The organism is Rothia sp. HMSC076D04 (assembly GCF_001814645.1).
Lineage (GTDB): Bacteria > Actinomycetota > Actinomycetes > Actinomycetales > Micrococcaceae > Rothia > Rothia mucilaginosa.
In genome coordinates this window covers 422,352-434,631 of sequence record NZ_KV817365.1, presented here as the reverse complement: position 1 = coordinate 434,631, position 12,280 = coordinate 422,352, and the positions used below count along the sequence as shown (strand labels likewise).

Here is a 12,280-nt window from a genome sequence, read left to right as displayed (position 1 = left end):
TCGTCTTACGGATACCTTCAATAGACTTCTCGCGGTAGCCCTCTTCAGGGGCATTAGGTTTAGGGACGTTCTGGGCCGGCCCATAGCCGTCGGCTTTACGGTACTCTCCGTCGGGGGCTTTGGATTGTCCAGAGTATCCTCGGACAGTAGACGGAGTGGCACTCGCCGAAGGCGACTCCGATGCCGCTGCGGAAGCCGAAGCCGACTCACTCGGCGCCGCGGTCGATGATGCCGCCTCGTTATTTGCCTGCTGGCCATACGCCGCAAGCAGGGCACCCAGACCCACAAGCGCACCGCTACCCAAGAGGGTACGGCGATGAATTTGGGTACGGTAAAGGAAGGTACGAGGCTCCATGACGGTGCGCTCCTATCGTCGGTGATGGTGTGTATGCACTTGTCAGGCTGGTAAAAAATGGTCGTTACTTGACCTCCGGAAGAACCCAGCCGCGCAGCGTACCCAGCAGACGCAACAATGCACCACGAGACGCTACATATAAAACACTACCGCATATTTACAGTCGTTTGCTTTGCAATGAGTGTAATAGCAACGAATCGCCACCATTCGAACAAATCAATGCTTTATACATCAAATAACTATGCATGTCCAGAAGCCACATGTGTTTCGAAAAGCTACTTCTTTAGTGGCTTTTCGAAACACATGTGGCTTTTCGGCGGAATAGAGAGGCGGAATAGAGGGCACGCAAAAGGGGCACCGCCTCCACCCCAACGGGTAGAGAACGGTGCCCCCTTTCAGCACGCAGAGTCAACACGCCAAGTCAGCACGCCGGGAAGCATAAAGCTCCCGCCTGTACGCCTTTAGCGGCGAGCGCGGCGCAGCTTCACCAGGCCACGGTTAATGTGTGCCGCCCAGAGCGGACCCTCATACAGGAACGCGGTGTAGCCCTGCACCAGGTCAGCACCAGCGTCCAGGCGCTCCTGCACATCCTCAGCGGTGGTCACGCCGCCAACGGAGATGATGGCGAGGTCGTCGCCGATTTCACGCTTGAGCAGGCGCAGCACCTCAAGGGAGCGCGGCTTCAGCGGCGCACCGGAGAGGCCGCCGGCACCGATTTCCTTGACCTTGGTCATGTCGCTGGTCAGACCCAGGCCATCGCGGGCGATGGTGGTGTTCGTGGCGATGATGCCGTCCAGCTTCAGTTCCTTAGCCAGGGCTGCCACCTCGATAACGTCCTCATCGACCAGGTCCGGCGCAATCTTCACAGTCAGCGGTACGTGGCGGTTGGGGCATACGCGGTCTGCCTCTTCACGCACGGCGGCAAGCAGCGGGCGCAGCGACTCGATAGCCTGCAGGGTGCGCAGACCCGGAGTGTTCGGGGAAGAAACGTTGACGACCAGGTAGTCTGCCTGCGGTGCCAGGGTGCGGGTAGAGATCAGGTAGTCCTCGATAGCGTTCTCGAGCTCAACGACCTTGGTCTTGCCGATGTTCACGCCGATGACCGGGCGTACGGCGCCGCGGTATTCGGTTTCGAGGTCTGCGCGGGCGGCGGCAACGCGCGGGCCTGCCGCTGCGGCACCGTCGTTGTTGAAGCCCATGCGGTTGATGACCGCCTTATCTTCCACAAGGCGGAAGAGGCGCGGCTGCGGATTGCCGGGCTGCGCCTGACCGGTGATGGTTCCGATCTCGACGTGGCCGAAGCCGATACCAGCCAGCGCGGCAATGCCCTTACCGCCCTTGTCGAAGCCTGCAGCCAGGCCGAACGGCGAGGGGAAAGTAATGCCCATGACGGTGGTTGCCAGTTCGGGTGCGGGCTGGAAGTACTTGCGCAGCGCGCGGGTGATGCCGACGTTGCGCAGGGTCTGAACGCCCCAGAAGCCGACGTGGTGTGCCTTCTCGGGGTCCATGCCCTTGAAGAAGATGTTGAAGAAGGTCGGGTAGATGCGCATTTGTTCTCCCTAGTGTTGGAGGGTGTGGGTGGTTTATGGGGCTATGAGCCGGGACTGTATGCCGGGCCGCTATTTGTCGTTGGCGACGGCGTCGACAGCGCCACCGTAGCGGCGGTCGCGGCGCGCGTACTCTTCGACAGCCTCCCAGAGGGTGCGGCGGTCAACATCGGGCCAGAGCACGTTCATGAAAATCATCTCGGCGTAAGCGCTCTGCCACAGCAGGAAGTTCGAGATGCGCTGCTCACCGGAGGAGCGCAGGAACAGGTCAACGTCGGGCAGGTCGGGCTCGTCCAGGTACTTCTGGATGGTCTTTTCGGTAATGTTGCCGGGCTTGATCTTGCCCGCCACAGCGTCCGCTGCGATAGCTGCCGCCGCGTCAGCGATTTCTGCGCGGCCGCCATAGTTCACGCACATGGTGAGGGTGCAGACGGTGTTGTCGATGGTTTCGCGCTCGCAGTGTTCGAGCTCTTCAATAACGTTCTTCCACAGCTTGGGTCGGCGGCCAGCCCAGCGGATGCGCACACCCCAGGTCTTGAGGGTTGCCAGCTGACGTTGCAGCACCTCGGTGGAGAAACGCATGATGAACGCGACTTCGCTGGGTGAGCGCTTCCAGTTTTCGGTGGAGAACGCGTAGGCGGTCACGTACGGGATGCCCATTTCGATAGCGCCCGCAACAACGTCCAGCAGTGCCGCCTCGCCGGCGCGGTGGCCCTCGGTGCGGGGCAGGCCGCGTTCGTTCGCCCAGCGTCCATTACCATCCATGACGACGGCGACGTGCTGCGGAATGAACTTCTTCGGGATCGGCGGCGGGGTTGCCCCGGTGGGGTGTGCGGGCGGGGGTACGGGCTGGGTGCGTGCCATGTGTGCCTTTCTTCCCTGGCGGGTTCTCCCCCGGGGTCGCTTGCCTAGATATGCGCCAGATATAAACCTGGCGTGCTGTTAGCTATTTTACCGTGACATAGCGCGCATGGGCGTGTGCTTCGGGGGTTATTTTGCGTCCTGGTTGGCCCATGTTTGACGCATCGGCGTGCATCTTTTACGATGCAGAAATTTCTGCTTCGAGGGCGCTCGCCGTTTTCAGGGGGTGTTCGAGCAGGTTTTGGGTGGTTTTCAGGTAGAGTCCCAGAATTTTGGAGGCAACTGGCACCGGTGCTGCGTCAATAGTTGCCCAGGCGCGCGGATCCGCCGATGCGGCAGCGAGTGCATAGCCGAGCTCTTCGGCACGCAGGCCGGTCAGGGGCGTGTCGGTGGCGGGTGCGCATTGGGGGCAGAGAACCGTGTGATGCCCGTAGGTGTGGGCGGTGTGGAAGGCGATGTACCTGCCGCTTCCGCTTGTAGCGCCGGGGGCGCTACTGTCTGCCCCGTTATCGCCCCGGCTATCGGCGCTGACAAGCGGGTTGCCGCATCGGGTGCAGTTCTCCCCGATGAGCGGCCAGCCGGCGGCATTCATGCTGCGCGCCAGGTAGCGGGTCAGAATCCTCTGCGGCACGTGTTGCCCGTGCGCGAGCGCGGCAAGCGCCCCATGGGTGAGAGTGTAAATATCGGCGGTGCTGTCAGTGTCTTTGGTGAGTGCTTCTGCCAGTTCGGCGATGGTGGAGGCGCACGTGTACGCATCGTAGTTAGCCATGATGGGTGCGGTGTAGGCGTGCAGGGTTGCCGCCTGGGTGATGGTGTGCAGGTTGGTTCTGCCGCGGCTGAAGGACAGGTCGGTGTGCATGAACGGTTCGAGTCGTCCACCGAATTTGGAGGTGGGTTTGCGTACGGCTTTGGCGACGGCGTGGGTGATTCCGCCGTCGCGGGTGAGCATGATGATGATGCGGTCGGTTTCGCCGAGTTTTTGGGTGCGGAGGATGAGGGCGGCGTCGCGCCAGGTGCGGGGTTCGCTCACGGGTGTCTCCGTTCTCGGTACATGCTCGGTGGGTATCAGGCGGGCGGGTTTTCGGTGGGCTCTCAGTAGGCGGTGAGGGCAAGATCTACGCGGGTGTTGCGGGTACGGTTCGACCCCTGCCGTATTACCCCGCATAGGGGGTACCGGTCAGGGGTCGGTCCGTAACGTATGGGCGAGGCGCTATTTAGTCCTCGTACTCAATATCGTCGTCGATGTCGTCTTCATCGTCGAGGATTTCTTCAAGGTCATCCTCGTCTTCATCACCGTAGACGCTCAAGGGGGTGACCTCGTTGTACGCCTCGAAGAGGGCATCTTCGTAGGCTTCGAAGGCGTTGGCAATTTCTACGTATGCCTCATCGACGGCAGAGTCGTGCTCGCCGGTTCGGTTGACGACGGCGGTCAGGTGCGCCTCCAGCGCGTCAAGGAGGCGGGTGAGTTCGGTGCGAGGATCAATGCTCATGCCATTATTCTACTACCTACGCGCCTATGGTGTGCGCCGGGCGGTCATACGGCGGTTTAAACGCGGAACTATGAACGGGCGCGGCAGGTCAATCGGCAGGTAAATTCGGCGCCGCGAAGAGAGCACCAAAGCCAAAGCGGTAAAGCCAGGTTGGTCACGCGAAGCAGCACGCGGCGCATCAAGCCCCGCATAAAAGACCTTACAGACACAGTGAACCCGCCGTCCCCAGCTCCCCCACTCCTCAAGAGAGCAGGTGCCGGGTGCGGCGGGTTCTTCTGTCGGTTAGCTCAGCTTGACGCTGCGCCTACTGAATGTTTGCTTCTTACGGGTCATGAACCCGAGAGAATTAGAAGCCGGGTTTTTAGAAGCCCAGGGAAGCTGCGGATGCGCGGATTGCCTCAGCGGATGCCTTCAGCTGTGCCAGCTCAGCCTCGTTCATGGGAACCTCGAGCACGCGCTGGATGCCCTCACGGTTCACGATGGTGGGCAGGGACAGTGCAACGTCCTTGAAGCCGTACAGCTCGCCTGCAATGGTGGTGGAGACGGGCAGCACTGCGTTCTGGCCGCCGAGGAATGCCTCAGCGATACGTGCACCGGAGATACCGATTGCGTAGTTGGTGGAACCCTTGCCCTCGATAACCTTGTATGCTGCGCGCATAGCTTCGTTTGCCAGCTCTGCACGGACCTCGTCGGTGAAGACGGGCTTACCGTCCTGCTCCCACTCGGTCAGGGGAACCATACCGATGTTTGCTGCAGACCAGACGGGGAACTCGGAGTCGCCGTGCTCGCCAACAACGTTTGCGTGAACGCTCTTGATGGAGACGCCAGCCTTGTTAGCAATCAGCCAACGCAGGCGGGAGGAGTCCAGAACGGTACCGGAGGACAGCACGCGGTTTGCGGGCAGGCCGGTAATCTTCTGAGCCACAACGGTGAGAACGTCACAGGGGTTGGTGACGAGCATGATGATTGCGTTGGGTGCTACGGACAGAATGTTCGGCAGCAGCTTCTCGAGGATTGCGACGTTTGCGCCTGCCAGTTCGAGGCGGGGCTGACCCGGCTTCTGGCGAGCACCTGCGGTGATGATGACCATGTCGCAGTCGCGCAGCAGCTCGATGTCGTCGCCACCGGTGACGGTTGCTTCGTGTGCGAACATTGCGCCGTGTGCGATGTCCAGTGCTTCAGCGTGTGCGCGCTTGCCGTCGATGTCGTACAGGACGATTTCGTCTGCGGAGCCGCGGACCATAGCTGCGTATGCGGTTGCGCTACCGACGCCGCCTGCACCGATGACGCCGAGCTTGGTGGGGTTGTTGACACCGTTCATTGCTGTATGCCCTCTTTTCGTGAGAGTTATCCGTGTGGTGCGAGAGGATTCTCGCGTGGTCTATAAGGAAGCGGGTGTGTGCCTCGGGGTTGAATTTCCTTGGGTGGGCGTCCTTCCCCGGTGAGCTTGCTTCGTTATGTTCTATTATGCCGCAGATTTTGCGTTTTGTGTTGGGTTATTTTGCTTTTTTCGATGGGTGCTGGTGACTTTATGGGCTATGAGGGGTGTTTTTCACTCACAAAACCAAATAATGACGTTCTGACCTTTTGAGTAAGCTCACATGCCGCTAAAGTAGCCCTCCACATCCACGGCGCCGCCGGAAGCCTCAAAATCAGCACGAACCGCCTGAGCTAACTTGTCGTCGACCAGGAAGTCCAAAGCCACAGACGCCAGACCGAACGCCGCATCCAGAGCAGCATCCACCGCCTCCGGAGTGTCAGCACAGTGCGCGAACTCCACCGTGTGCATGCCGGTACCCTCGGGCGCAATCTGAATCAGCGGGTGAATACCGGGCACGCGCAGGCTCACATTACCGAAATCAGTAGAAGCCGCCAGCGTGTCACTGACCGTTCCGGGCGGGTACGGGTGGCGACCCACCGAACGCTGAGCCGAAACCCAACGCTTCAACAGCGGACGGTTCGTGCGCACCGGCATGGTCATCGGCGAAGAATCCCACGTCACCTCCGCACTCACGCCAGCCATAAGCGCCGCACCGCGCAGCACCTCCTCAACCCGTCGCGACAGCGCACGCAGAGTCGGCGCGTGCTTAGAACGGATATTAATGTGCAGGCTCGCGGCGGCAGGAATCAGGTTCGGGGCGTCACCGCCGTGGTCAATAATCGCGTGAATACGGTCAGAACCGGGAATCTGCTGACGCAACAAACCCAAACCCTGGTACGCCAGGTTTGCCGCATCCAGGGCGTTACGACCCATAAACGGGTGCGAGGACGCGTGCGCGCTCACGCCCGTATAAGTCACGCGACATTCACGGCGACCCAACCACGCCTGATCAGCCACATCAATAAAGTAGGGATGCACCATAATGGCGGCATCCACCCGCTCGAACGCGCCGGCGCGCGCCATCAGCTCCTTACCAGCATCAGACTCTTCGGCGGGCGTGCCGTAGTAGAGGACCCTGCCACTGAACGCCTCGGGGCCGGTAGCGAGCGCATCCGCCAGGGCAAGGAAAGCGCCCAGCCCGGATACCGCGATGACGTTGTGGCCGCAGCCGTGACCGATGCCCGGCAGCGCGTCATATTCGGAGAGGATCGCGATGGTGCGGTGTGTGGCGGGGTCGTAGTCGGCGCTGGTGAGCTCCACTTTGAACGCGGTATCCAGGCCGAAGGCGGGGTACTCGATGCTGAGGTTCGGGTGGGCTTCGCGGACCGCATCAACGAGCGTGCGGGAGGCGAAATACTCCTCGTAGGCAGTCTCAGGGTGCGCGTGAATTGCCTTGAGAATTGCGGTCAAAGAGTCTGCGCGGGTGGCGACGGATTCGGCGAGGTCGCGGCGAATATGTGCCAGTCCGCTGTCTTCGTCGAGGCGGTGACCGTGATGCGCGCCGTGGCTACGTTCCTGCTCGGGCTGACCGTTGTCAGCATGTCCCTGTTCGGGATGCGCGTGCCCGCGCTTGCGGCGGTGGTCAGCCGCACGCTTACGCTGCTCGGTTTCGAGGGCGAGGATTTCGGAGTACTCGCTACCGCGCACGCAATCAGCGTCGGGCGCGTCGTAGTGGCGGGTTATTGCGGCGGGTCGGTTCGGTGCCGTTCGACCGGAGCTGTCAGAAGTGGGCTGGGTGTGGGCGGCGGTGCCCTGTGCGTTCGCGTCAGTCATGCTTCTACGCTACCGTCTGCGCTCGCCGGGCGCTAGATGCTCGGGCGTGATGGAGTCGAAAACGTCCAAAAAGAAATTTGTGTCACATAAAAGAAAATTTGTATATATCCTAGGAATCTTTGATTCAGTGGAGTAGCGTTAAGCACATGGGAGCGACAATCCAGCCGCACCCATCACCATCCGGCGCTAGCGATGCGAATGCCGGCAGGACAGTTCACAACCGGTCCAAACCATGTCGTTTGGGCCTCTGTCAACACTGTGACAGACCCATGGATGCGAACCGTACCGGCAAGCACACACCGCTGCGAGCGCCACAACCACGCTAAGGAGCTCCATCCCATGAAGGCAGCACGCTTCTACGACCGTAACGACATCCGCATTGAAGACATCCCCGCACCCGAAGCCGCTGCGGGCGAGGTTCTGGTCAAGGTCGCATGGTGCGGTATTTGCGGTACCGACCTGCACGAATACCTTGACGGCCCCATCTTCTGCCCCCAGCACGGTCATCCCCACCCCATTTCTGGTGAGGACTCCCCCGTTACCCTCGGTCACGAATTCTCCGGTGTTGTTGAGGCACTGGGCGAAGGCGTAGACGACCTTGAGGTTGGCGACCACGTTGTTGTCGAGCCCTACATCATTCGTGATGACGTCTACACCGGCCCCGACTCCAAGGACTACCACCTGTCCAAGGACATGAACTTCATCGGCCTGGCAGGTCGCGGTGGCGGTCTGTCCGAGAAGGTTGCCGTCAAGCGCCGCTGGGTTCACAAGATCCCCAACACCATTCCCCTGGACGAGGCTGCACTGATTGAGCCCCTGAGCGTTGGCTACCACGCTGTTGAGCGTGCGGGTGAGTTCGAAGAGGGCGCATTCGCACTGGTGACCGGTGCTGGCCCCATCGGTCTGCTGACCTCCGCAGTTCTGAAGGCTAAGGGCGCTAAGGTCATCATCTCCGAGCTGTCCCCGCTGCGCCGCCAGAAGGCTCTGGACTCCGGCGTTGCTGACTACGCTTTCTCCCCCGCAGAGGTTGACGTCCTGGCTGAGATTCACAAGCTGACCGACGGCCGTGGCACCGACATCGCGTTCGAGTGCACCTCCGTTCAGCCCGCACTGGACCTAATCCTGGATGCCCTCAAGCCCACCGGTAAGGTCGTCATCGTCTCCATTTGGGGTAAGCCCGCTTCCCTGGATGTTCAGAAGATTGTGCTCAAGGAGCTCGATATCCGCGGCACCATCGCATACGTGAACTCCCACCCGGAGACCATCAAGCTCGTTGAGTCCGGCAAGATTGACCTCAAGCCCTTCATCACCGGCAAGATCGCTGTGGAAGACCTGATTGACAAGGGCTTCGACACCCTGATCCACCACAACGAGACCGCTGTGAAGATTCTGGTCACCACCGACCCGGAGCGTCTGGCTGAGTAATCTCTTCGAACGATACTGATTCGTTCAGTTTCAGCTGATGCAGCTGTTCTTCTAGCTTCCTTAGCGTAGCTAGTGTGGGGTGAGGTTCCTTCAAGGAGCCTCACCCCACTGTTTTTTGCGTGCTTTTTACCGGACATACAACCGAGCATACAAAAATCCCCGGTTCCGAAGAACCGGGGATTATCTGTGCGCGAGGGGGGACTTGAACCCCCACCCTCTAATACGAGGACTAGCACCTCAAGCTAGCGCGTCTGCCTATTCCGCCACCCGCGCAGGTGACTTTCGAACGTTTTCCTTTCGGTGCCGTTCGAAGCAACACGTAATACTATACGGGTTTTCTGAACACTCCGCAAATCGAAAGAGCATGTTCTGCGTCACACATTTGAGGTTGGTTGGTTCCCCCCACCACGGGTGATCTTCTCGCACCTTGAGTAATATGACCGGCACGCCCACTCGACTGCCATATTTTCGGTCATAACGACTAGAATAAAGAGCATGAATAATGAGAACCTCTCCCGCGAAGAAGCCGCAGAACGTTCGGCTCTCATCAGTGTCGACACCTACGACGTGCATGTTGACCTGACTAACGCCAAGGACCCCGAATTCGAGTCCTACCCCACCGTCACCACCGTCCGATTCTCCTGTAACACCCCCGGTGCAGAAACCTTCATCGACTACATCCACCACAGCGTCGACTCCGTTAAGCTCAACGGCACCGAACTGACCCTGGCAGATGCCGTCAACGGCGCACGCATCACCCTGCCCAACCTGCAGGCAGAAAACGTACTCACCATCCACGGTCGCTCCTACTACTCCCGCTCCGGCGAAGGTATGCACCGCTACTTCGACCCCTCCGACGGTCGCGTCTACCTGTACACCCAGTACGAGCCCTCCGACTGCCGCCGAGTCTTCCCGAACTTCGAGCAGCCCGACCTGAAGGCAGTCTTCAACTTCCGCATCACCGCGCCCAAGGACTGGGTCGTCAGCTCCAACGGCGTACTCGAAAGCCAGGTCGTAGACCCCACCGACGACTCCATCACCAAGCGAGTCTTCTCCCCCACCGCAAAGATCTCCACCTACATCACCGCAATCGTTGCCGGCGAATACTTCACCGCAACCACCACCTACAAGCCCAAGAGCAAGGTCAACAGCGGTAACATTCCCCTGGTCGTCTACTGCCGCCAGTCCCTCAAGCCGCACTTCGACTACGACCACATCTTCAAGGTCACCGAAAACGGCCTGGACTTCTTCCAGGACCTCTTCGACTACCCCTACCCGTACCCCAAGTACGAGCAGGCATTCGTACCCGAATACAACATCGGCGCAATGGAAAACCCCGGTCTGGTCACCTTCACCGAAGACTACATCTTCGTCTCCGGCGCAACCGAGGACGACCTCGAAGGCCGCACCAACACCATCTGCCACGAAATGGCACACATGTGGTTCGGCGACCTCGTCACCATGAAGTGGTGGGACGACCTGTGGCTCAAGGAATCCTTCGCAGACTTCATGGGCACCCTTGGCGCTAAGGAAGCCAACAACTTCAACGACGCATGGGTCACCTTCGCGAACAACCGCAAGGCATGGGCATACATGCAGGACCAGCTGCCCACCACCCACCCCATCGTCGCTGACATCCCCCACCTGGAAGCAGCATCGCAGAACTTCGACGGCATCACCTACGCAAAGGGCGCATCCGTGCTCAAGCAGCTGGTCGCCTACGTCGGCTTCGACACCTTCATCGAGGCAGCACGCGTGTACTTCAAGCGCTTCGAGTGGGGCAACACCTCCCTGAACGACTTCCTGCAGGTACTCAACGAGGTGTCCGGCCGCGACATGCAGGCATGGGCTAACGCATGGCTGCAGACCTCCGGCGTGTCCGCACTGGGCACCAAGCGCGTCTACGGCGAAGACGGCCAGCTCACCGACCTGATCCTCACCCAGGAACTGCCCGCACAGCAGCCCGCAGGTCTGGGCCGCCCCCACGTGGCAAAGCTGGAAACCTTCGCGCTGACCGACGGCAAGCTCGTCTCCACCGGTCTGCTCTCCCTCGAGTACCCGGCAGAGCCCGTCTCCGAGCACCGCGTAGAGCTCACCGACGAGCAGAAGAAGCTTGTTGGCGAAGCTGACCTGCTCATGCTCAACGCAGAAGACCACACCTACGCCAAGGTTGCCCTGACCGACGAAGACGGCCTGCAGGCAGCTATCGAAGGTGTCTCCACCCTCGAATCCGCGCTCTCCCGCGGCCTCATCTGGGGCTCCCTCTGGGAGAACGTGCGCGATGCACGCCTGCCTGTCACCACCTACGTCGACGCAGTCGTACGCAACGTCTCCAAGGAACCGAGCGCATCCCTGCTGGGCACCATGGTCAACAACGCACAGGTCGCTATCGCAACCTTCTCCGCACCCACCGGCCGCGAGCGCCTCTACGACGCTCTCTACGACGCATTCGCAGCCGCACTGGCGCAGGCTAAGCCCGGCTCCGACGAGCAGCTGATTCTGCTGCGCGCCTTGATTTCGGTCTCCACCAACGCGACCAAGGGTGAAGAGCTCTGCCGCGATATTGCCCGCGGTGCTTTCGAAGACACCACCGGCGATATTGCTGACGCAACCGGCATTCCTTACGACCAGAACCTGGGTTGGAGTGCACTGGGTGCGCTCGCAAGCCGCGACCTGGTGACCGTTGAGGATCTGGACCGTGCGGCGAAGTACAGCCCCTCCTCGATCTCTTCGAATGGTTACGCGTACGCGATTGCTGCCCTGCCCTCTGCTGAGCGTAAGGCTGCCGCGTACAAGACCATCATGGAAGACGAGTCGCTGTCGAACGACGCTCTGGCTTCGACCATTAACGGTTTTGCTCGCGGTCCGGTTGAGTTGCGTGAGTCCTACTACGACTCCTACTTTGAGGCTCTGCTGCCCATTTGGGCGTCCCGTTCGATTGGTATGGCGACCCGCATTGTGCGTGGCCTGTACCCGAAGGCTCCGTACAACACCGGCTCCACCGAGGGTCTGGGCGTTGAGGGTAACCCCTCCGTTGCGCTGGCTCAGAAGTGGCTGGAGGCGAACCCCGAGGCTCCTTCGGCTCTGCGTCGTCTGGTTCTGGAGGCTCAGGATCACGGCCACCGTTCGATTGTGGCTCAGAAGTTCAACGCCTCCCTGCAGGACTAAGCTGCATGGTTTGAGGGCTTGTGGCGGGGGGTGAGCCGGTATCTAGACTAGGTTCCGCTCTCCCCCGCTAGGTTCTTTAGCCTCTTTGAGAGACTGCCGTTCGGCACGCCCCCGGTAACGTACCGGGACGCGCCGGGCGGTGGTCTTTTTCTGGCTCATCTATAGAATTCATAGCGGCGGTATGCCGTCTAAATATTTCCCTCATACAGTGGTTCACATACTGACAAGGGCACTTATTACCGGGGCAGTTTCACCAGGGCACAAAACTATATGCACCCGG

The 12,280-nt window shown here is 60.4% G+C and carries 9 protein-coding genes and 1 tRNA gene; 2 read left to right on the top strand and 8 right to left on the bottom strand.

The annotated features are described in order from the left end of the window. The 7 genes from HMPREF2980_RS04070 to HMPREF2980_RS04040 form a co-directional block, all read right to left on the bottom strand. Nucleotides 1–355: DUF6318 family protein (locus HMPREF2980_RS04070; protein WP_246823674.1), on the bottom strand; the 355-nt coding region annotated here is incomplete at its 3' end. Nucleotides 356–816: 461 nt separating this feature from the next. After that, the gene (locus HMPREF2980_RS04065) at nt 817–1,905 is read right to left on the bottom strand and encodes a quinone-dependent dihydroorotate dehydrogenase (protein ID WP_049341239.1); all 1,089 of its coding nucleotides are present in this window, start codon (nt 1,903–1,905) and stop codon (nt 817–819) included. Between the two features lie 69 nt (nt 1,906–1,974). Continuing rightward, complete coding sequence (locus HMPREF2980_RS04060; protein WP_049341241.1) at nt 1,975–2,766, bottom strand: isoprenyl transferase; 792 nt, start codon at nt 2,764–2,766, stop codon at nt 1,975–1,977. A gap of 175 nt (nt 2,767–2,941) precedes the next feature. Continuing rightward, nucleotides 2,942–3,793 (bottom strand): DNA repair protein RecO, encoded by an 852-nt coding sequence (gene recO / locus HMPREF2980_RS04055; RefSeq protein WP_070690278.1) that lies wholly within the window; start codon nt 3,791–3,793, stop codon nt 2,942–2,944. A gap of 184 nt (nt 3,794–3,977) precedes the next feature. Further along, the gene (locus tag HMPREF2980_RS04050; protein WP_005509088.1) at nt 3,978–4,253 is read right to left on the bottom strand and encodes a hypothetical protein; all 276 of its coding nucleotides are present in this window, start codon (nt 4,251–4,253) and stop codon (nt 3,978–3,980) included. 361 nt (nt 4,254–4,614) lie between these two features. Next, the gene (locus tag HMPREF2980_RS04045; RefSeq protein ID WP_070690275.1) at nt 4,615–5,574 is read right to left on the bottom strand and encodes an L-lactate dehydrogenase; all 960 of its coding nucleotides are present in this window, start codon (nt 5,572–5,574) and stop codon (nt 4,615–4,617) included. Between the two features lie 276 nt (nt 5,575–5,850). Further along, complete coding sequence (locus HMPREF2980_RS04040) at nt 5,851–7,407, bottom strand: amidohydrolase (protein WP_070690273.1); 1,557 nt, start codon at nt 7,405–7,407, stop codon at nt 5,851–5,853. Nucleotides 7,408–7,746: 339 nt separating this feature from the next. Between HMPREF2980_RS04040 and HMPREF2980_RS04035 the strand changes: the two genes are divergently transcribed. After that, nucleotides 7,747–8,832 carry a 2,3-butanediol dehydrogenase gene (locus tag HMPREF2980_RS04035; RefSeq protein ID WP_070690271.1) on the top strand — a complete coding sequence of 362 codons (1,086 nt, stop codon included), beginning with the start codon at nt 7,747–7,749 and terminating at the stop codon, nt 8,830–8,832. Nucleotides 8,833–9,019: 187 nt separating this feature from the next. Here HMPREF2980_RS04035 and HMPREF2980_RS04030 read toward each other — a convergent pair. Further along, a tRNA-Leu gene (locus HMPREF2980_RS04030) sits at nt 9,020–9,105 on the bottom strand. A gap of 222 nt (nt 9,106–9,327) precedes the next feature. On the opposite strand from HMPREF2980_RS04030, the gene pepN reads away from it, so the two are divergent. Continuing rightward, nucleotides 9,328–12,000, top strand: coding sequence for an aminopeptidase N (gene pepN, locus HMPREF2980_RS04025; protein ID WP_070690270.1), 2,673 nt, complete (start codon nt 9,328–9,330; stop codon nt 11,998–12,000). The last annotated feature ends 280 nt before the right edge of the window (nt 12,001–12,280 follow it).

Excerpts from the sequence above, each read along its gene's own strand:
- HMPREF2980_RS04040 (WP_070690273.1), bottom strand. The coding sequence starts at position 7,407 with ATGACTGACGCGAACGCACAGGGCACCGCCGCCCACACCCAGCCCACT.
- pepN (WP_070690270.1), top strand. The coding sequence starts at position 9,328 with ATGAATAATGAGAACCTCTCCCGCGAAGAAGCCGCAGAACGTTCGGCT.
- HMPREF2980_RS04035 (WP_070690271.1), top strand. The coding sequence starts at position 7,747 with ATGAAGGCAGCACGCTTCTACGACCGTAACGACATCCGCATTGAAGAC.
- HMPREF2980_RS04045 (WP_070690275.1), bottom strand. The coding sequence starts at position 5,574 with ATGAACGGTGTCAACAACCCCACCAAGCTCGGCGTCATCGGTGCAGGC.
- HMPREF2980_RS04050 (WP_005509088.1), bottom strand. The coding sequence starts at position 4,253 with ATGAGCATTGATCCTCGCACCGAACTCACCCGCCTCCTTGACGCGCTG.
- HMPREF2980_RS04065 (WP_049341239.1), bottom strand. The coding sequence starts at position 1,905 with ATGCGCATCTACCCGACCTTCTTCAACATCTTCTTCAAGGGCATGGAC.
- HMPREF2980_RS04060 (WP_049341241.1), bottom strand. The coding sequence starts at position 2,766 with ATGGCACGCACCCAGCCCGTACCCCCGCCCGCACACCCCACCGGGGCA.